General features: G+C 60.1%; 22 protein-coding genes. 14 read left to right on the forward strand and 8 right to left on the reverse strand.

Annotated elements, in window-relative coordinates; all coding sequences use genetic code 11:
• Positions 1-46: 46 nt before the first annotated feature.
• Positions 47-667 carry a pyridoxamine 5'-phosphate oxidase gene (pdxH, locus tag LXM96_RS13345; RefSeq protein ID WP_239999046.1) on the forward strand — a complete coding sequence of 207 codons (621 nt, stop codon included), beginning with the start codon at positions 47-49 and terminating at the stop codon, positions 665-667.
• A 3-nt stretch (positions 668-670) separates the two neighbouring features.
• Here the strand turns inward: pdxH and LXM96_RS13350 are convergent, their stop codons facing one another.
• The 4 genes from LXM96_RS13350 to LXM96_RS13365 all read right to left on the reverse strand — a co-directional run bounded on the left by LXM96_RS13350 (position 671) and on the right by LXM96_RS13365 (position 4,343).
• Positions 671-1,729 carry a polysaccharide deacetylase family protein gene (locus LXM96_RS13350; RefSeq protein WP_239999047.1) on the reverse strand — a complete coding sequence of 353 codons (1,059 nt, stop codon included), beginning with the start codon at positions 1,727-1,729 and terminating at the stop codon, positions 671-673.
• Positions 1,730-1,835: 106 nt separating this feature from the next.
• Positions 1,836-2,270 carry a bleomycin resistance protein gene (locus tag LXM96_RS13355; protein ID WP_239999048.1) on the reverse strand — a complete coding sequence of 145 codons (435 nt, stop codon included), beginning with the start codon at positions 2,268-2,270 and terminating at the stop codon, positions 1,836-1,838.
• Between the two features lie 4 nt (positions 2,271-2,274).
• Positions 2,275-3,690, reverse strand: a complete 1,416-nt coding sequence (gene tldD, locus LXM96_RS13360; RefSeq protein ID WP_239999049.1) for a metalloprotease TldD — start codon at positions 3,688-3,690, stop codon at positions 2,275-2,277.
• A gap of 74 nt (positions 3,691-3,764) precedes the next feature.
• Positions 3,765-4,343, reverse strand: a complete 579-nt coding sequence (locus tag LXM96_RS13365; protein ID WP_239999050.1) for an invasion associated locus B family protein — start codon at positions 4,341-4,343, stop codon at positions 3,765-3,767.
• Between the two features lie 307 nt (positions 4,344-4,650).
• On the opposite strand from LXM96_RS13365, the gene coxB reads away from it, so the two are divergent.
• From coxB to LXM96_RS13420, 11 genes are all read left to right on the forward strand, one after another.
• Positions 4,651-5,538, forward strand: a complete 888-nt coding sequence (gene coxB, locus LXM96_RS13370; protein WP_239999051.1) for a cytochrome c oxidase subunit II — start codon at positions 4,651-4,653, stop codon at positions 5,536-5,538.
• A 15-nt stretch (positions 5,539-5,553) separates the two neighbouring features.
• A complete protein-coding gene (gene ctaD, locus LXM96_RS13375; RefSeq protein ID WP_239999052.1) occupies positions 5,554-7,251 on the forward strand; it encodes a cytochrome c oxidase subunit I in 1,698 nt (565 codons plus the stop codon).
• Between the two features lie 58 nt (positions 7,252-7,309).
• Positions 7,310-8,266 carry a heme o synthase gene (gene cyoE, locus LXM96_RS13380; RefSeq protein WP_239999053.1) on the forward strand — a complete coding sequence of 319 codons (957 nt, stop codon included), beginning with the start codon at positions 7,310-7,312 and terminating at the stop codon, positions 8,264-8,266.
• Positions 8,263-8,403 carry a hypothetical protein gene (locus tag LXM96_RS13385; protein ID WP_239999161.1) on the forward strand — a complete coding sequence of 47 codons (141 nt, stop codon included), beginning with the start codon at positions 8,263-8,265 and terminating at the stop codon, positions 8,401-8,403. The genes cyoE and LXM96_RS13385 overlap by 4 nt, the downstream gene beginning before the upstream one ends.
• A 10-nt stretch (positions 8,404-8,413) precedes the next feature.
• Positions 8,414-9,019, forward strand: a complete 606-nt coding sequence (locus LXM96_RS13390; protein ID WP_239999054.1) for a cytochrome c oxidase assembly protein — start codon at positions 8,414-8,416, stop codon at positions 9,017-9,019.
• A 50-nt stretch (positions 9,020-9,069) separates the two neighbouring features.
• On the forward strand, positions 9,070-9,945 hold the full coding sequence (locus LXM96_RS13395) for a cytochrome c oxidase subunit 3 (RefSeq protein ID WP_239999055.1): 876 nt from the start codon (positions 9,070-9,072) through the stop codon (positions 9,943-9,945).
• Between the two features lie 91 nt (positions 9,946-10,036).
• On the forward strand, positions 10,037-10,798 hold the full coding sequence (locus LXM96_RS13400; protein ID WP_394801963.1) for an SURF1 family protein: 762 nt from the start codon (positions 10,037-10,039) through the stop codon (positions 10,796-10,798).
• Between the two features lie 75 nt (positions 10,799-10,873).
• Positions 10,874-11,890 (forward strand): 4-hydroxy-3-methylbut-2-enyl diphosphate reductase, encoded by a 1,017-nt coding sequence (gene ispH, locus LXM96_RS13405; RefSeq protein WP_239999056.1) that lies wholly within the window; start codon positions 10,874-10,876, stop codon positions 11,888-11,890.
• A 91-nt stretch (positions 11,891-11,981) separates the two neighbouring features.
• Positions 11,982-12,959: a homoserine kinase gene (locus LXM96_RS13410; protein ID WP_239999057.1), complete on the forward strand. Its 978-nt coding sequence runs from the start codon at positions 11,982-11,984 to the stop codon at positions 12,957-12,959.
• Positions 12,956-13,396, forward strand: coding sequence for a ribonuclease HI (gene rnhA / locus LXM96_RS13415; RefSeq protein ID WP_239999058.1), 441 nt, complete (start codon positions 12,956-12,958; stop codon positions 13,394-13,396). The genes LXM96_RS13410 and rnhA overlap by 4 nt, the downstream gene beginning before the upstream one ends.
• A gap of 109 nt (positions 13,397-13,505) precedes the next feature.
• Positions 13,506-13,814, forward strand: a complete 309-nt coding sequence (locus tag LXM96_RS13420; RefSeq protein WP_239999059.1) for a Dabb family protein — start codon at positions 13,506-13,508, stop codon at positions 13,812-13,814.
• Between the two features lie 45 nt (positions 13,815-13,859).
• Here LXM96_RS13420 and LXM96_RS13425 read toward each other — a convergent pair whose 3' ends face one another.
• Both LXM96_RS13425 and LXM96_RS13430 read right to left on the reverse strand, forming a co-directional pair.
• Entirely contained in the window at positions 13,860-14,345 is a 486-nt protein-coding gene (locus LXM96_RS13425; protein WP_239999060.1) for a peroxiredoxin, read from the reverse strand.
• A 50-nt stretch (positions 14,346-14,395) separates the two neighbouring features.
• Positions 14,396-15,109, reverse strand: coding sequence for a protein-disulfide reductase DsbD domain-containing protein (locus tag LXM96_RS13430; protein WP_239999061.1), 714 nt, complete (start codon positions 15,107-15,109; stop codon positions 14,396-14,398).
• A 294-nt stretch (positions 15,110-15,403) separates the two neighbouring features.
• Between LXM96_RS13430 and LXM96_RS13435 the strand changes: the two genes are divergently transcribed.
• A complete protein-coding gene (locus LXM96_RS13435; RefSeq protein WP_239999156.1) occupies positions 15,404-16,009 on the forward strand; it encodes a YqgE/AlgH family protein in 606 nt (201 codons plus the stop codon).
• A gap of 78 nt (positions 16,010-16,087) precedes the next feature.
• On the forward strand, positions 16,088-16,279 hold the full coding sequence (locus tag LXM96_RS13440; RefSeq protein ID WP_239999062.1) for a CsbD family protein: 192 nt from the start codon (positions 16,088-16,090) through the stop codon (positions 16,277-16,279).
• A gap of 65 nt (positions 16,280-16,344) precedes the next feature.
• On the opposite strand, the gene LXM96_RS13445 is transcribed toward LXM96_RS13440, so the two are convergent.
• Together LXM96_RS13445 and LXM96_RS13450 are read right to left on the reverse strand one after the other, a co-directional pair.
• On the reverse strand, positions 16,345-19,206 hold the full coding sequence (locus LXM96_RS13445; RefSeq protein WP_239999157.1) for an EAL domain-containing protein: 2,862 nt from the start codon (positions 19,204-19,206) through the stop codon (positions 16,345-16,347).
• Between the two features lie 41 nt (positions 19,207-19,247).
• Complete coding sequence (locus LXM96_RS13450) at positions 19,248-19,859, reverse strand: GNAT family N-acetyltransferase (protein WP_239999063.1); 612 nt, start codon at positions 19,857-19,859, stop codon at positions 19,248-19,250.
• Positions 19,860-19,880: the final 21 nt, after the last annotated feature.

Below are 19,880 nucleotides of genomic sequence, written 5' to 3' on the forward strand. Positions count from 1 at the left end.
GAGTGAGTCACGGGCGAATTCACCAGTCGGGAGTATTTTAGTCAATATGTCAGAGAGTGGGTTAACAAGCAGTGACTTCACGCAAGAGAGCGAACCGTTTGCCCTGTTCGGCAATTGGTTGAAGGATGCGCAAGCGTCCGAGATCAATGATCCGAACGCCGTCGCGTTGGCAACGGTCGACGCGGACGGGCTGCCGAACGTGCGCATGGTGCTGTTGAAGGGCTACGATGAAAGCGGCTTCGTCTTCTACACGAATTTCGAGAGCCAGAAGGGGCAGGAAATCCTAGGGCAGAAGAAGGCCGCGATGTGCTTCCACTGGAAGTCGTTGCGGCGCCAGGTGCGACTGCGTGGCGAGGTGGAAGTGGTTACCGATGCCGAAGCGGACGCGTACTACGCGACCCGTCCCCGCGGAAGCCGCATAGGGGCATGGGCATCGAAGCAGTCGCGCCCCTTGGAAGGCCGCTTCGCCTTGGAGAAGGCGGTTGCAGAGTTCACTACCCGCTATGCCATCGGTGAAGTTCCGCGCCCATCGCACTGGTCCGGTTTTCGCATCAAGCCGCTAACGATCGAATTTTGGCACGACAGGCCGTTTCGCCTGCACGACCGGATCGAATTCCGCCGTGCCTCTCCGGAGGGAGACTGGGAGAAGGTCAGGATGTACCCGTGATTCTCATCGCGACATCAGCGCGAAGGGAATCCCGGAGGCGAGGGCTGACACGTACTTCGGTTGCTGAAAGTAACCGTTCAGGGAAATTCGCGGTAAACCGGTGAGGTTGTCGAGCGTGGCGTCCGACAGCGTCCCCGGCTGAGTCGTGACGGCGACGGAGAAGCCGAGATCTTTTGCGATCTTCATATCACGCGCAGAGACCGCGTCTCGCATTCCGTAGGGAAAAGCGAAGCTGGCGGGCAGCATTCCCGTCAGTTTCTCCAGCCATGCCGCCGACTCATGCAACTCGAGGTGCGCATCCTTATCCGTCAGGCGGCTGACGGCGCGGTGGCTGACGGTATGCGCGCCAAGGGTCGCGAGGGGGTGCTTGATCAGCGCCAGGAGATCATCCCGCCCCATGACCAGCCGACGTGTCAGGTCGAGAGGATCAATCCCATGTTGGCGTGAAAGGGCATCGATCGCGGCGACAGCCTCCGCCTCATCCTTCTCCCAGACATAACCGGCGAAGCGATGAAACGCCGCCTGCACCCGAGAGGAGGACGAAAGCTCTATTCTCTCGACGCCTTTGCCGAAGTCGAAATCAAGATGCTCTTGGCGCGGCAGAAGTTCCCCCAGCGTCTCCCACCATAGAGAGTGAGTGCGCTCTGCGAACCCGCGCGTGATGAAGACGGTGAACGGAACTCTGTGACGTTCGAACACCGGAAGCGCGTACTTGGCGTTGTTGTAGTATCCGTCGTCGAGCGTGAAGGCCGCAAACGGTCTGGCACCGGGCGATGTCAATCGCGCGGGAATCTCGTCGAGGCGTACGAACTCGTAGGCCTCCGATTGCAGCTGCACGATCGCCGCCTCAAGGAATTCGGGCGTTACTTCGAGATGGGCGTTCGGTTCGGAGAGCTGCGTGGCCGGACGGACATGATGCAGGGTGAATATGGCCCCGCGTCCGCGCCGGCTGGCAAACATCCCTGCACTTGATGCAAGATAGGCAGCTTCAAGGACGCCGGCGATGATGTTCCGCTTTCCTCCTCGGCGCCGGATATTCTTCAATCTGCCCTTGATGCTCATCCGCTTACGTCCCTCATCTGAGGGGACGAAGCTTAATTGCCGCAGTCTTAAGTATTGTTGAACGTAGAAAGCGGCGGTTCCAGGGGGGGCGCCAAGCAACCTCCGGCTAGCGGATTGCACTTGATGCCCGTTCTCCCAGATCCTCGAAAGGTCGCACTAGATAACCGTCCGGATCCGCCACGACGAACTGTCGGTTCCCCACCTCCTTGCCGTTGCGCCGGTACCATTTCTCCTCCAGGGGAAGGTAGAGCGGGATGTTTGCAAGCTCCAAACGCCGAAGGACGACGTCGAGGTCCGGTACCCGAAGTTGGAGATTGAGCCCTCGCCCGTAAGGCCGCTCGATCGGCGCGCCAGCAACAGTGAAGGTCCGGCCGAGCCCGATCTGGTCGATCATCAGTTCGCCGCCATCGAGAACGAGGTAGGAAAAACCCTCCTCTGGTCTCTCGTAGCGCACGTCAAAGCCGATCACGTCACAGTAGAAGCTACGGCTCTTCCGCCAATCCGAAACCGCAAGCTCGGGGACCAGCGCATTGCTTCGCATGTGGTCAGGTTTGCGTGCCGCCGACCGTCACCTGGTCCATCCGCAGATGCGGCTGGCCGACGCCGACCGGAACCCACTGGCCCGCCTTGCCGCAATTGCCGATGCCGGTATCGAGCTTGGTGTCATTGCCCACCATCGAGACGCGCTTCATCGCGTCCGGCCCATTGCCGATCAGCATGGCACCCTTGATCGCAGGGCCAAGCTTGCCATCCTCGATCATGTAGGCCTCCGTGCAGCCAAACACGAACTTGCCCGAGGTGATGTCGACCTGGCCGCCGCCGAAGGAGACGGCGTAGATGCCCTTCTTGACGGAGGCGATCATCTCTTCCGGCGTCTTGTCGCCCGACAGCATGTAAGTGTTGGTCATCCGCGGCATGGGAACATGGGAGTAGCCCTGGCGACGGCCATTGCCCGTCGGCTTCATTCCCATCAGCCGCGCATTCTGCCGGTCCTGCATGTAGCCGACGAGCTTGCCTTTCTCGATCAGGACATTGTAGCCGGAGGGCGTGCCCTCGTCGTCGATGGTGATCGAGCCGCGGCGGCTGTCGACGGTTCCGTCATCGACGACGGTGACGCCAGGGGAGGCGACCATTTCTCCAAGAAGGCCGGCAAAGGCCGACGTCTTTTTGCGGTTGAAGTCTCCCTCAAGCCCGTGGCCGACGGCCTCGTGCAGCATGACACCGGGCCACCCATTGCCGAGCACGACGTCCATCGTTCCGGCCGGTGCATCGATCGCCTCAAGGTTCACGAGGGCCTGCCGCAATGCCTCGTCGGCACCCGCCTGCCAGTTCCCGGAAATGACGAAGTCGCCGAAGCCCATCCGTCCGCCGGTGCCGAAGGAGCCCGACTCCTGCCGGTCGCCGTCGCCCACGACAACGGAGATGTTGACCCGCGTCATGGGGCGGATGTCCTGGACCCGGTGGCCGTCGGCGCGAAGGATGTCGACCACCTGCCAGCTTGCCGACGCCGTAGCCGTCACCTGCCGCACCTTCGGATCCTTGCCGCGCAGGTATGCATCGATCTCCGTCAGCAGCTTGACCTTTTCCTCAAAGCTCGGCTGCCCGATAGGGTTTTCGTCACCGTAATACTTCTTGTTCGTCCGCTGCGGGGCGGCTGCATAGGAGCCGGAATAGCCGGCCGTCACCGCCCGCACCGCATCGGCGGCCCGCTCCAGTGCCGCAGCCGAGAGTTCGCCGGCATGGGCATAGCCCACGGCCTCGCCCGCCACCGAGCGAAGCCCGAAGCCCTGATCCGTGTTGAAGCTTCCGCCCTTCAATCGGCCGTTGTCGAACGTCAGCGATTCCGCCTGTGCATGTTCGACGAAGAGTTCGCCGTCGTCGGCGCCCGAAAGCGTCTCGGCGAGGATTCGGCGCAGGCGCGCCTCGTCGCAGTCAAACAGGTTCAGAAGGTCGGTATTCATGAAAGGCTCCTTCGCTCTTTATCTATGGAAGAGCGTTTCGACCGATGTAGGTCCCGCCGCGAGCCGAAGCAAGGTTAGGGGAGGGCGTCGTAGCCGGCGGCAAAGCCGTTGAGCTCGATCGGGATGCCGACGCGGTCCTGGTCCACCGACTCCCTGAGCGCGAAGACGGCGCTCTTGCCGGCCCTCAGGATTCTCATCAGCTCGTCGTCGATCTCGACTTCGACATAGCAGCCTTCCGAGAAGCAGCGGGTGAAATAGGCGCGGCCGATGTTGTTGTTGTCGACATAGAGCTCCATGCCGTCCTTCAGAAGGACGCCGAGCGGGGCGAGGATGCGCAGGATCTTCGCCTTGCGATCCGCAGTCTTCAAAACCACGACCGACAGGCCGACCTCCGGCCGGTCGTCGGCGATCACGTTCTGCATGAGCGCGCACTGCTCCGTCGATGCGCCGGCGGGGCGGTCGCAGATAACCGACCAGGCGCCGTGGTTCTCGCGGACTGTTCCCGACTGTTGCTGCGGTGCACTCTGCTGTGGCGCCCGTTCCTGCGTCGGCGCTTGCTGAGCCGGCGCGACATTCTGCTGAGCTCGCGCGGGAAGCACGGAACCCACAAGGGCGACGGCAAGGCAAGCGGCGATGATCGAGGAGCGACCCATGGAACCCCCTAATGGCGAATCGATGCGGCTATTCTTGGCGTTCAGGACCAGAAATGAAAAGCCCCGTCCTCATTCCAATGGAGTGAGGCGAAAATGGGACCCGACGTCGCAAGAGCGGATGACGAAGGGTCTTAGATACTGCTAAAATATCTTCGCACGCGGGCATTTGATGAAGCGCAAAAATGCCGCAGTGGCTTTTCCCGGCAGATATTGCGGCGGCCGGCAAACTGTGATTGAAGCAGACCACATAGCCCAGATTCTGCGTTTCGATTTGATCGAGATCAAGCGCTTGAGGAGAATAGTTGTGATGAACAGAGCTTTTGCGGTGATGACGGCGCTCATCTGTCTGCTCTTGGCCTCTGCCGGTTTCGCTGATCAGCCTACGCCGTGGCAGGTGGACCTGCAGGCGCCGGTTACTCCGATCATGCAGGAAATCAAATGGTTCAATAACTACACGCTGTGGTTCATTGTCCCGATCACCTTCTTGGTGCTCATCTTGCTGGTCGTGGTCGTCATGAAGTTCCGCGCCAGCGCAAACCCGGTGCCCTCGCGCACGAGCCATAACACGATGATCGAGATCATCTGGACCATCGGGCCGGTACTGGTTCTCTTTTTCATCGCTATTCCCTCGTTCAACCTGCTCAACGCACAGCTCACGATCCCGACGAACCCTGATCTGACAGTCAAGGCGACGGCGACACAATGGCTTTGGAACTACGAATACGAAGGCGGGGAAACGCCGCTCGCGTTCGACTCCTATATGTTGAAGGAAGAGGATCGGGCGGCCATCGGCAAGGAAGATGTTGCCGCCTATCCGCGTCTTCTCGCTGTTGACAACGAGATGGTGGTGCCGGTCAACCAGACCGTTCGCCTTCTCGTGACGGCTGCTCCAACCGACGTCATTCACGCATTTGCAATGCCGGCTTTCGGACTTAAGCTGGATGCAGTTCCGGGCCGCTTGAACGAGACGTGGTTCCGGGCAGAGAAGGAAGGCCTGTACTATGGTCAGTGCTCCGAGCTTTGCGGTAAGGATCACGCCTACATGCCAATCGCCATTCGCGTGGTATCTGAAGAGCAGTACGAGACCTGGCTCGCCTCCGCCCAGCAAGATCTGGCTGGTGCCAATCGCGCGCTTATTGCTTCCGTCGAGCAGCCGGCCGATGCCGTTCGCCTCGCGGCGACTGAAAACAAGTAACGAGGAGTGAGGACAATGGCTGGACCAACCGCTCACGACGACACCCATACCCGCGCTGCCTCGCACGATGATGCGCATGCCCACGGGCATCACGATCACAAGCCAGGCTTCTTCACGCGTTGGTTCCTCTCTACCAACCACAAGGACATCGGCACGCTTTACCTGATGTTCGCGATCATGGCGGGCATTATCGGCGGTCTTCTCTCCGTTGCAATGCGCATGGAGCTTCAGGAGCCTGGCATCCAGATCTTCCACGGCTTGGCTGCCATGGTCTACGGCTTCGAAGGCGACGCTGCTATCGACGGCGGCAAGCACATGTATAATGTGTTCACCACCGCACACGCGCTCGTCATGATCTTCTTCATGGTCATGCCGGCTCTGATCGGCGGCTTCGCCAACTGGATGATCCCGATCATGATCGGCGCTCCGGACATGGCCTTCCCGCGCCTCAACAATATCTCCTTCTGGCTGCTGCCGCCGGCATTCCTTCTTCTGATGCTGTCGCTCTTCGTGGAAGGTCCCGCGGGCGCCTACGGTGCAGGCGGCGGTTGGACGCTCTATCCGCCGCTCTCGACCGCAGGTCATCCGGGCCCGGCGATCGATCTTGCGATCTTCGCTCTGCACGTTTCCGGTGCCTCGTCGATCCTCGGTGCCATCAACTTCATCACGACGATCCTCAACATGCGCGCTCCGGGCATGACCATCCACAAGATGCCGCTTTTCGCGTGGTCCGTTCTTGTCACTGCGTTCTTGCTATTGCTTTCGCTGCCGGTCCTGGCGGGCGGCATCACCATGCTGCTGACCGATCGCAACTTCGGCACGACTTTCTTCGCGCCGGAAGGCGGCGGTGATCCGATCCTCTACCAGCACCTCTTCTGGTTCTTCGGTCACCCGGAAGTCTACATCCTGATCTTGCCCGGCTTCGGCATCATCAGCCACATCATCTCGACCTTCTCGCGCAAGCCGGTCTTCGGTTACCTGGGCATGGCCTACGCCATGGTCGCAATCGGTGCCGTCGGCTTCATCGTGTGGGCGCACCACATGTACACGGTCGGCCTGTCGCTCGACGCGCAGCGCTACTTCGTCTTCGCCACCATGGTGATCGCGGTTCCGACCGGCATCAAGATCTTCTCGTGGATCGCGACAATGTGGGGTGGCTCGCTCACCTTCCGTACGCCGATGACCTGGGCAATCGGGTTCATCTTCCTGTTCACCGTCGGCGGTGTCACGGGCGTCCAGCTCGCCAATGCCGGTCTCGACCGTTCGCTGCACGACACATACTACGTTGTGGCCCACTTCCACTACGTTCTGTCGCTCGGCGCCGTGTTCGCGATCTTCGCGGCCTGGTACTATTGGTTCCCGAAGATGAGCGGCTACATGTACTCCGAGGCGCTCGGCAACCTGCACTTCTGGGTGATGTTCGTCGGTGTAAACCTGGTGTTCTTCCCACAGCACTTCCTGGGTCTGGCCGGTATGCCGCGTCGCTACATCGACTATCCGGATGCCTACGTGGGCTGGAACTACGTTTCCTCGATCGGCTCCTATATCTCCTTCATTGGCGTCATCATCTTCCTGTTCTCCATCTGGGAAGCCTTCGCCAAGAAGCGGGTTGCGGGCGACAATCCCTGGGGTGAGGGCGCAAGCACGCTGGAATGGCAGCTGTCTTCACCGCCGCCGTTCCACCAGTGGGAACAGCTGCCGAAGATCCGCTGACAAAAAGAACAGGGCACCGCGTTTCGCGGTGCCCTGCTAAGCAAGACAGGACGGCATGATGACGGTAATCAACAGTCACGAGACGACAGGCGTTGACGGAGGCTTCCAGCTCTCCGAAGCCGGCGCTCGCGATTTCTTCGAGCTCCTGAAGCCCCGCGTCATGTCGCTGGTGGTGTTCACGGCCGTCGTCGGGCTGTTGCTGGCGCCGGGCCAGATCAACCCAGTGCTCGGGCTGATCTCCATCCTCTGCATTGCCGTCGGTGCTGGTGCGTCCGGCGCGCTCAACATGTGGTATGATGCCGATATCGACGCCGTCATGTCGCGCACCGCCAAACGTCCCATTCCCACAGGTCGGATTGAGCCGCGCGAAGCCCTTGCCTTCGGCCTGACGCTCTCCGTCTTTTCCGTCACGATCCTCGGGCTTGCCGTCAACTGGTTCGCCGCCTCGCTTCTGGCGTTCACGATTTTCTTCTATGCCGTCGTCTACACCATGTGGCTGAAGCGCTCGACGCCGCAGAACATTGTCATCGGTGGTGCCTCCGGCGCGTTCCCGCCCATGCTCGGCTGGGCGTGCGTGACCGGCGGTGTGTCTTTGGACAGCATCCTGCTGTTCCTGATCATCTTCCTGTGGACGCCGGCGCACTTCTGGGCCCTGGCGCTGTTCAAGATGCGTGATTATGGCTCCGTCGGTATCCCGATGATGCCCAATGTCGCAGGCGAGCGCTCCACAAAGGGCCAGATGGTTGTCTACGCCGTGTTGACGGCCGCGGTCGCGGTTGGACCATACTTTACGGGCTTGGCCTCGGCTGGCTACGGGCTCTTCGCCGCCGTTCTCAGTGCGATTTTCATCTACTGTTCCATCGCCGTCTGGCGCATGCCGGATGGCGATGAAAAGATGATCGCCGCAAAGAAGATGTTCGCCTATTCGGTGTTTTACCTCTTCGCCATCTTCTCTGCACTGCTGGCCGACCACTTTGCCGGCGGTGTTGCGGCAATTGCAGGAGGCATGCTGTGATTGAAACCATCAAGGTAACCGACAAGCAGAAGAAGTCGCGGCGCAACCGCAACATCGCGCTCGGACTGGTCCTCGCGGGCTTGGTTTTGCTCTTCTACATCATCACCCTCGTCAAGATCGGCGGGTTGGGGAGCTGAGAGAGTTGATATGGCTGAAACCTTGAAGATCCAGGAAGGCAAGCGGCTCGGCAACGGCACCATCATGGCGCTGTGCTTCGTCTTCGTCGGGTGCATGGTCGGCATGGCTTACGCGGCCGTACCGCTCTACCAGCTATTCTGCCAGGTGACCGGCTACAACGGGACGACGCAACGCACCGAGCAGTATTCCGAGGTGATCCTGGACCAGGCGATGCCGGTGACTTTCGATGCTAATACCTCGAACGGTCTCAACTGGGAATTCAAGGCTGCCAAGGCGATCAAGCCGAAAATCGGCGAAACAGTGCAGGTGAACTTCACGGCCAAGAACCGTTCAGCCGAAGCGACCACTGGGACCGCTGTGTTCAACGTCACACCGATGGAGGCGGGAGCCTATTTCAACAAGGTGGAGTGTTTCTGCTTCACTGAAACGACGCTTCAGCCGGGTGAAACCCTGGAAATGCCGGTGGTCTTCTTCGTCGATCCTGAAATCGCCAAGGCTGAAGAGACGAAAAATATCAAGACAATCACGCTGTCTTACACCTTCTATCCGACGCAGCCGTCTAAGCCTGTTGCGGCGGTTCAGGAGAAGAGTAAGCCGGTCAATGGGCAACTTTGAGAGGATTCGCCGGTCTTTCGGCGAGCATGTAATGATCTGGGGATTCTGACATGGGCGACGCGCATCAGAAACATCATGACTACCACATCATCGATCCGAGTCCTTGGCCGCTTCTGGCGTCCATCGGGGCTTTCGTCATCACCTTCGGTGGCGTGGGGTATATGCGCTACGTGAATGGTGGCGAGTTCAACATGCTTGGCGTGAACTGGGCCAATCCGTGGCTATTTTACATCGGGCTTGCGATCATTCTCTACACGATGGTCGGCTGGTGGAGCGATACCATCAAGGAAGGCCGGGAGGGCGCTCATACCCGGGTCGTTTCGCTGCACCTGCGCTACGGCATGATCATGTTCATCGCCTCGGAGGTGATGTTCTTCGTCGCCTGGTTCTGGGCCTTCTTCGACGCCAGTCTCTTCGCCAACGAAGCCATTCAGGCTTCGCGCGTCGAAGCGCTGGGCGGACAGTGGCCGCCTGCGGGAATCGAGGTTCTGGACCCTTGGCATCTGCCGCTCTACAACACCGTCATCCTGCTGCTGTCGGGCACCTGCGTGACTTGGGCGCACCACGCTCTGCTCCACAACGACCGCAAAGGCCTGGTCAACGGCCTCGCTCTGACCGTCGCCCTCGGCATCCTGTTCTCCTTCGTTCAGGCGTATGAGTATGCGACGGCGCCGTTTGAGTTCTCCAACTCGATCTATGGCGCGACCTTCTTCATGGCGACGGGGTTCCATGGTTTCCATGTCCTCATCGGCACCATTTTTCTTCTCGTCTGCCTGATCCGTGCGATGCGTGGCGGCTTCACGCCCCAGCAGCACTTCGGCTTCGAGGCGGCTGCCTGGTACTGGCACTTCGTCGACGTGGTCTGGCTCTTCCTGTTCTTCTCCATCTACATCTGGGGCGGCTGGGGCGCACCTCTCGCCCATTGATCTGGCGAGGGTTGATTACCAATTGAACGAGGGGCGGCGAAAGCCGCCCCTTTGCATTCGAGGGTCCTGCATGACACACGGTACGCAACCGATGAATGATAGCCACGACGTGCGCCGCATGAGCCGGACCAAGGTCGCTGTGACCGCGGTGCTTGTGCTTGTCACCTTCGCGCTTCTTCTCGTGCTTGGAACGTGGCAGGTCCAGCGGCTGCAGTGGAAGGAGCAACTTCTTGCAGACATGGCGGAACGGCAGAATGCGGCGCCCGTCGGGGCCGAGGAAATCAGCGCGTTGTTGGCAAGCGGCCAGGACATCGAGTACCGCAGGATGCGGGTCACCGGTCGGTTCGATCATGGGCGCGAGCGCCACTTCTTTGCCACCCACCAAGGGCAAACGGGCTTTTACGTCTACACGCCGCTGACGCTTCCAAGCGGAAGGACACTCTTCGTCAACCGCGGCTTCGTGACCTACGACCTGAAGGACCCGGCGCTGCGCGAAGAGGGCCAGGTCGAAGGGGAGGTAACGGTGAGCGGCTATGCTCGGTCGCGGCTTGAGGGCAAGCCATCCGTCATCGTTCCCGACAATGATCCAGCGAAGAATGTTTTCTATTGGAAGGACCTCGATGCCATGGCATCGACCGCTGCGCTGGATGCGTCCGGCGTTCTGCCTTTCTTTATGGATGCCGATGCGTCGCAGGTGAATCCCGGCGGGTGGCCGCAGGGCGGTGTGACGCAGTTCACCCTCTCCAACAATCATCTTCAATATGCCGTCACCTGGTACGGTCTTGCCGGGGCGCTGGTCGTTGTGGTGATCGGTGTTCTCTGGCGTCGCCGACCGTTTGCCCAGAGCAGGTGACTCGAAGTTTTCGTTGGCGGACGGGGAGTTGCTCGCCTATATGAACGGCATCGCCAAACTTTCGTAGCGGAACGAATGAATATTTACGTCGACCAGATAGCCGAAAAGCCGCCGCTGACGATCCGTCTCTGTGGGCCGCGCGGCTTCTGTGCTGGCGTCGACCGCGCGATCCAAATCGTCGTGCTTGCGCTGAAGGCCTACGGCGCCCCGGTCTATGTCCGTCACGAGATCGTGCACAACCGTTATGTGGTCGAAGGGCTGGAGGCAAAGGGCGCTGTCTTCGTCGAGGAACTGGATGAGATTCCAGAGGAGCACCGCGCGCAGCCTGTCGTGTTTTCCGCGCACGGCGTTCCGAAATCGGTTCCGGCAGACGCGCAGGCCCGCAACCTCTTCTATCTGGACGCCACCTGTCCGCTTGTCTCCAAAGTGCACAAGCAGGCCATGCGCCATCAGCGCCTCGGGCGCCACGTAATTCTGATCGGCCATGCAGGACATCCCGAGGTGATCGGGACGATGGGGCAGTTGCCGGAGGGCACTGTGTCTCTGGTGGAGACGGTGGAGGACGCTGCGAACTACATTCCATTGGACGCAGACAACCTCGGCTTTGTTACGCAAACCACGCTGTCTGTCGACGACACCGCTGGAGTGATCCAAAAGCTCCAGGAGCGCTTCCCCAACCTGCAGGCCCCAGCGGCAGACTCGATCTGCTATGCCACCACCAACCGACAGGATGCCGTCAAGGAGGCGGCTCCCGGTTGCGACCTCTTCATCGTCGTGGGAGCACCGAACTCCTCCAATTCCAAGCGGCTGGTGGAAGTGGCACTACGCGCAGGCGCGGCTCGTTCGATGCTCGTTCAGCGTGCCTCCGAGCTTGATTGGGATGCGATTGGTCCCGTCGCCACCTTGGGTATCTCCGCCGGCGCGTCCGCTCCCGAGGTCATCGTCGAGGAAATCATCGAAGCTTTCCGCGCGCGCTACCACGCGACGGTTGAGCTTGCGATTACGGCCGAGGAAACGGAAAACTTCCTCGTCAACCGCGAACTTCGCAGCGTTCCCCTCACACGTGAAGACATGGCCTTCGTCAACGGGTGACGTCACCCTTCGTGATGAGCTACAACTCCGCTGATTCCGGATGCCTCTCGACGAGTGGCTGCCGGCGCCCGTCCTTGACTGCGAGAACCCCGTGGCCGTTTACACCGATATCACTGAAGACGACCTGAAGGCCTTCCTCACCCAATACGAGGTGGGTGAACTCACGTCGTACAAGGGCATTGCCGAGGGGGTGGAAAATTCGAACTTTCTGCTCCACACCACCCGGGAACCGCTGATCCTGACACTCTACGAGAAGCGGGTAGACAAGCAAGATTTGCCGTTCTTTCTGGGCCTGATGCAGCACCTGGCCGGTCGCGGCTTGTCATGCCCGCTACCCCTGCCGCGACGCGATGGCGAATTGCTGGGCGAGCTGTCCGGCCGACCGGCCGCCGTCATCTCTTTCCTGGAAGGGATGTGGCTGAGAAAGCCGGAAGCGAAGCACTGCCGAGAGGTTGGCAGGGCATTGGCGCAGATGCACATCGCCGGCGAAGGCTTTTCGCTGAAGCGCAAAAACGCTCTGTCCCTTGGTGGTTGGATGACGCTGTGGGACAAATCAGCCGTAAGAGCCGATGAGGTGGAACTGGGGCTTCAGGATGAGATCTCGGCAGAGCTCGCGTATCTGGAGGCGCATTGGCCGCAGGATCTGCCGGCCGGCGTGATCCATGCCGATCTTTTCCAGGACAACGTCTTCTTTCTCGGCGATGAGCTTTCGGGCGTCATCGACTTCTACTTCGCCTGCAACGACTTCTACGCCTACGACGTCGCGATCTGCCTGAACGCCTGGTGCTTCGAAAAGGATGGATCCTACAACCTGACCAAGGGAATGGCGCTCCTGGAAGGGTATCGGGAAGTTCGGCCGCTTTCGCCGGAAGAGATCGAGGCGCTTCCGATCCTCGCCCGCGGTTCGGCTCTACGCTTCTTCCTGACGCGCCTCTATGACTGGCTGACAACGCCGGCGGGCGCTCTTGTGGTGAAGAAGGATCCGCTCGAATACCTGAAGAAGCTTCGCTTCCACCGGGCAATCGAATCCGCCCTCGAATACGGCATTACACCGGATCTCGCATCATGAAGCACGTCGATATTTTCACCGACGGCGCCTGCTCCGGCAATCCCGGCCCCGGAGGCTGGGGCGCGATACTGCGCTACGGCGAGGTTGAGAAGGAGCTCTTCGGCGGCGAGGCTAACACGACCAACAACCGCATGGAATTGCTGGCCGCCATCACCGCGCTGGACGCGCTGAAGGATGCCTGTGAGGTCGATCTTCACACCGACAGCAAATATGTGATGGATGGCATCTCGAAGTGGATCTTCGGCTGGAAGAAGAACGGCTGGAAGACCGCTGACAAAAAGCCTGTGAAGAATGGTGAACTCTGGCAGGCGCTCGACAAGGCTAACCAGCGCCACAAGGTGAAGTGGCACTGGGTCAAAGGCCATGCGGGTCACCCCGAGAACGAGCGGGCTGACGAGCTGGCGCGGCTGGGCATGGCACCATTCAAGAAGCGATAGGCCGAGGAGAAGGCCGGCCCCTGCCTTGACCGAGCGCCGCAGCGCGCTGGCTCGGTCTTCCTCTCTAAGGTAGGTTGAGCCCCTATGGGGTGCGAAGCAGAGGTGCGTTGTGATTCAGCATTGTGTTTTCCTGAGATTTAGGTCGGCGCTACAGGCGGCAGACAAGCAGGCGCTCTATGATGCGATCTGTGCCCTGACGGCGGTGGTGCCGGGCATGGTGGACGTCAAATATGGGCCAAACGTCTCGCCTGAAGGTTTGAATGGCGGATTCCGCGACGGCTTCATCGTGACATTTGAGAACGCGGAGGCGCGCGACGCGTACCTTGTTCACCCTGATCATGTTGCAGTGGGCGATCGAATCGTTGCCTCAACCGATGGGGGGCTTGCCGGGCTTCTGGTGTTTGACATGGAAATCTGACGCGAAAGGAGCCTTTCGGCTCCTTTCCCTTGTTCTAAGCTCGTCTCAGAGCTGCTCTATGATTGTTGCGGCGCTTGAGACGGTGGCCTGACCGGGACTGTCTTCGATGTTCAGGGTCTTCACAACGCCATCATCCACGAGCATCGAATAACGCTTGGAGCGCACACCGAGGCCGCCCGCCGAAAGGTCGATGTCGAGGCCGAGCGACTTTGTGAACGCCCCGTCCCAATCTGACAGAAAGTGAATCTTGCCCGTCCCGCCGGTGGAGTGCGCCCAGGCGCCCATGACATGCCAGTCGTTGACCGCAACGACGGCGATGTCGTCGACGCCGCGCGCAAGAATAGCGTCGCGGTTTTCCAGAAAGCCGGGCAGGTGATTCAGGGAACAGGTGGGCGTGAAGGCCCCGGGAACGGCAAAGAGAACGACGCGCTTGCCTGCGAAGAGCTCGTCGGTCGTAACTTCTACCGGGCCGTCTGCCGATTTTTCTTTGAAAGTGGCAGCCGGCAGGCGGTCTCCGATGGCAATGGTCATGGCAGCTTCTCCCTTTCGGCCGATTACCTCGGCAGCACTATAGGTGGCTGTTAATTGAAGGCAAGCGAGGTTTCCATTGCCCGGTCGCCCGCAATGACCAAAATGCCCCAGCGTTTGCCTTGGATATGGTAGCCTTCGGGCAGTTTCTCAATCGCGACATCAAGAAGGTATTCATCTCCCTCCCTGCGACCGTTTTCGCTGCCGAAGAAAGCATAGCCATGGGGTCCGGTAACGATCACCTGGGGCGGAGCGGTCGTGGCTGGCGGTATCTTGAGTTTCAAGTGGAGCTTCTGATTTCCGGTCAGTCTGTAGTGCGTAACCGCGAAGTCGGTTGACTGCGCCTCGGGTAGCGTCGCCTGCGCTGTTGCGAGGACAATCGCCTCCTGCACCGGAGTCGCCTCCAGAGAGGTGAGTGTAAGGGTAAAATCAGCCTGGAACGGTATGCAGATGTTGCGACAAAGACCGATAAAGGCCGAGACTACGACCTTGAGGGGGCTTTTTGCAGTCTTCATCGAAAGTTCGAAAGGAAGCGTGACCGGATGATCATAGCCAATGTCGCGCAATGACCCGTTATCGATCCGCTTCGGAACCGGGTAGTCCAGCTTGCGCAGTCCGACCTCGGTGCCCGGCGATACCAGGAGCTGCGGGGGAATCCCGGCGTCGCCCGGCTCTTTCCAGTAGGTGATCCAGCCGGGACTTGGCTCTATCTGCAGGGCTCCGCGTACGATCCCGTCGGCGTTCGGGGGCAGGGCGACCAGACGCATGCGCCCGCCTTCATTGTAAGCCCATTCAGTGATTTCCGCGTGCGCGGGAGCAACCCAGCTGAACCCAGTGGCCGCCACCGCGGCCAAAGCGCGGAAACGAAAAAATGCCCAGACATTTATGCGCTTAGCTATTCTCATGCTGCCAGTGCTCTATCTGAAGTGTGTCTTTCGAGCCAGTATCCAACCGGCTCCATCTAATCATTTTAGGTTGATTGCACGAAAACAGACCCCATCTTGTTGTGATGGCTGCGGTGCACGATCAAGAGCCCTGAAGAGCGGGAATGTGGAGGCGGAATCGCGATGTCTTCTTTGCGGGGTGAGAGTGAGCAGGGGTTTCTGGACGGTCAGTTCCTGATCGCGATGCCAAACCTGCAGGCCGGAGATTTCGCTCGTGCGGTCGTCTACATCTGCGCCCACTCCCCCACCGGTGCCATGGGTTTCATCATCAATCGGCATCAGCCGGTCTCCTTTGCCGATGTGCTGGATCATCTCGGCATGCTCGACGAGAAGGAGGCAAAATTGATGCCGAGCGAACTGCAGCAACTGCCTGTCTTGATGGGCGGCCCGGTCGAAACCGGACGGGGCTTCGTGCTGCACTCCGACGACTATGCCAGCGACACCAGCGTGTGTGTGGCTGATGACGTTTGTTTGACCGCCACGCTGGACATCATCCGGGCGATCAGTCAGGGCAGGGGCCCCAAGAGAGCTGCCATGATGCTCGGATATTCCGGTTGGGGCCCAGGTCAGCTTGAGCTTGAAATCGCCAACAACGGCTGGCTGAATTGTCCCTCAAAGGACGACCTGATCTTCGATCCGATGTTGGATACGAAATACGAACGCGCTCTAGCGCTGCTCGGCATTTCGCAGGAAGCTCTGTCTTCCGAAGCCGGGCACGCGTAGCGAACCGGAACGAAGGATGGCTGCCAGCGTTTCCTTATCAGTCGGCCATTTCGGCCGGTTTGACAAGGAGACCCGAACATGACCAGCACGAGCGACAAGATCTCAGGTAAGGCTAACGAAGTGGCGGGCAAGGCACGTCAGGCCGCCGGTGATGCAATGGACGACCGGGACATGGAGGCCAAGGGTAGCGCTCAGGAGGCCAAGGGTCACGGTCAGCAGGCGAAAGGTGAGCTGAAGGACGGGGCGAAGAAAATCGTCGACCGTGCTTAAGGTTCTACTCAGATGGGGAGAAACCCGAGCAGGTTACTGTCGCGGGTTCCTTCTTTTTTGGATCATCAAGCCCTTTTTGTTAGGGGAAAACGCTCCTTCAGGAGCCGGGCAGTTGCTTCGGCGCTGATCGGAGGGCCGAACAGGAAGCTTTGGCCGAAGTGGCATCCCATGTTTCCGAGCGCAGCTGCATCTTCGTCTGTTTCCACGCCTTCAGCGACAACGGCCATGTCGAGGGCGCGAGCCATGGCGATGACGGAGCGTAGGAGTACCGCCCTCCTTTCGCGCACATCCCGTACCAGCGCCTTGTCCAACTTGATTGTATCGAAGGGGAACTGGGTCAGGTACGCTAGAGAAGAATAACCGGTCCCGAAATCATCGAGCGCAAGGCCTATGCCGATGTCCTTCAGCTTTGTCAGGACCAGCCGTGCCTGCTCTGGATTTTCCATCATCACCGATTCTGTCAGTTCAAGTTTAAGCTGGGTGGGGTCGCAGTCGACCCTGGCTAGCAATGCGCGCACCTCGTTGTAGAGGTTGCTATTGAGCAGCTGCGCACTCGACAGATTCACCGACAGGAAGATCGGCAGCACGCCTGTTGCACGCTGCCATTCATTGAGATCGAAAGCAGCACGTTCTATCGCGAACAGTCCGAGCGACCCGATCAAGTCAGATGCCTCAGCGATTGGGATGAACTCGGAGGGGGGAATGCTGCCGCGCCGCGGATGCTCCCAGCGCATGAGCGCCTCGAATCCGGCGATCTCACCGTCGCTAAGCTGGATGATGGGCTGGTAGGCGAGCGAAAGTTCTTTTCGCTCGACTGCACGGCGCAGGTCGGTCTCGATCTGCAGCCGGTCGCTGCTCGATGTACGGAAGATGGGCCGGAACGGCTCCACGCGGTTTCCCCCACCTCGTTTCGCGCGGTACATGGCGAGTTCTGCATCGCTGAGCAGTTCCTCGCCATTTGCCTGTTGATCGACCCATGACGCCAGACCGATCGATGCGGTCAAGATGATCTCTCGGTTGGCGAAATTGATGGGCACCATGATGGCCTCGGAGACCGCATCGGCGAAGTCCGCCACCCGTGCTGGGTCCTGTTCAGATACCAGGATCAGGCCAAACTGGTCTCCGGAAAGCCTCGCGAGAGTATCTTGCGGGCGCAGGAGCCGCCGCAGGCGCCGGGTCAAGGCGATCAGGATATTGTCCCCGGCTGCAATGCCAAGGACGTCGTTCACCTGCTTGTAGCGATCGATATCGATCGCCATCACCGTAGGGCGGACATTGTCACTGCTGTCAGCCAAGACAAGAACCGACTGCAGGCGGTCGAGGAAGACCTGCCGGTTAGGCAAACCGGTGAGATTGTCGTGCATAGCATCCTGCAGCAGACGTTCGACCGAGTTCTTCTGCTCCGTGATGTCTACAATCGTACCCACGCATCGGATGATTTCGCCGTTGGAGCCGAGAACCGGTCGCGCACGGATCCTCAGCCAGTGGAAGTGGCCGTCCTCTGCGCGAATGCGGAACTCGTGGTTCAGCCGTCCGCGGCGGTGCTCGAGAAGAACGTCGAGCGTAGCCTTGAAGCGGTCCCTGTCGTCGGGATGAAGCCGTGGCAGCCAGTTGCGTATCGGCCCATGCATGGCTGCCGCTTCTAGCCCAAGCTTGGTGGAAATGTCGGGGGTGGTCACCACCTTGTCGCGTGCAACATCCCAGTCCCACACGATGTCACCCGATCCCGATAGCGCCAGCGACTGTCGTTCGAGGTCGGAAAACAGGCCCTGCTGATAGGCACCGCCTGCGAAGGCGTGCTGCATGACGGTGAAGCCGATCAGCAGAACGATAAGAACAAGGCCGCCGCCCAGCGCGGGCTGAATGATGTCATTGTCCAGTTGGCCGGTGACCGTCAGCCAGCCTCCGAACAGCCAGACCAGGATAAGTGCCCAGGTCGGTACAAGAAGGATAGCGCGGTCATAGCGGCTGAGGCCGAGGTAGATGATCAGCAGGATGCCGCAGGTGGCGGTGAGCGCAAAAGACAGTCGGGCGACGCCGGAGGCAATCGAGGGATCGTAGATCGCGACGCCGAAGAGAAGGGCAAGACCGAGGATCCAGGCCAGCGTCGCATAACCGAGATGCACATGCCACCGATTGAGATTGAGGTAGGTGAACAGGAAGATCACCAGGCTGGAAGCAAGCGCCACTTCCGCACATGCTCGCCATATCCTCTGGTCGCTGGCAGTAATGCTGATCAACTTGTCGAGGAAGCCGAAGTCCACGCAAATGTAGGCGAGCACTGCCCAGGCGAGCGCTGCGGCCGCAGGCAGCATCGAGGTACCCTTGACGACGAAGAGGATTGTCAGGAAGACCGCCAGGAGCCCCGCAATACCCAGCACAATCCCACGATAGAGGGTAAAGGCGTTGACAGTGTCCTTGTAAGCGGCAGGCTCCCAGAGATAGAGCTGCGGCAGCGTCGGGGTGCTCAGCTCCGCCACGAAGGTGATGACGGAGCCCGGATTGAGGGTGATGCGGAAGACGTCCGCGTCCGGACTTGGTTCCCGATCAAGAGCAAAGCCCTCGCTTGGCGTGATGGCGTTGATGCGCTGCGAACCAAGGTCGGGCCAGAACATCCTTGAGCCGACGAGGCGGAAGTGCGGAGCGACGATCACGCGCTCCAACTGCTCCTCGGAAACATTGGCAAGCGCAAAAACGGCCCAATCACCGTTATGGCTCGGCGCGCCCGCGCGCACCTCGATCCGGCGACGGACGCCATCGGCACCGGCAGCGGTCGAAACCTGAAACGCCTCGCCCTGGCTCGCGTAGATCTCCGTCATTTCGGTAAGGTCCAGCGCGGTATCGTCGCGGGAGATCTTTACCGGCTCTACCGCCGCCGCCGGAAGCGACGTGGCGAGGAATGCTGCTGCCAGCGTGACCATCAGCATCGTCACCCAGCGGAAGCCCGCCGTGTTTGCGTAGCGGGCAGTCATGGCCGTGTCATCTTCCCGAATCCACCATCGTCCGGCAGGCGCGAAAACATGACGTGATCGCGCCACTCGCCGTTGATCTTGAGATACTTGCGCAAAAGCCCTTCTCGCTCGAAGCCGGCTTTTTCAAGGAGCCGGACGCTCTTCCAGTTCTCCGGAATACAGGCAGCCTCGATACGGTGCAACTGAAGCTGCCCGTAGATGTAGGGGATAGCGATCTTGAGGGCTGCAAGCATGTGCCCTTGGCCCGCGTGACGCTCGCCCATCCAGTAGCCGATCATGCAGCTTTGTGCCGCACCGCGGCGAATGTAGCCGATCGTCAATCCGCCAAGGAGGCGCATCTCCGGCCGACTGAAAAGGAGGAGCGGCACCGCGTGGCCAGCTTGGAATTCCTTGACTCCTCTATTGACGCGGCCACGAAAGGAGGCTTCCGACAGTTCCTCTTCCCGCCATGTTGGCTCCCACGGCTGCAGGAAGGCACGACTTTCCGATCTAAGAGCGGCCCACTGGCCGTAGTCCTGATAGCGGGCGAGGCGCAGGAGGTGCTGGTCCCCATGGAGAGACGGTGTTCGCGGTTGCCGTGACAAAAGCCGCAGGATCAATCCCGTCATGTCCCACTCCTGACAATCATC

The organism is Rhizobium halophilum, from assembly GCF_021648825.1.
In the GTDB taxonomy this organism is placed as follows: Bacteria; Pseudomonadota; Alphaproteobacteria; order Rhizobiales; family Rhizobiaceae; genus Neorhizobium; species Neorhizobium halophilum.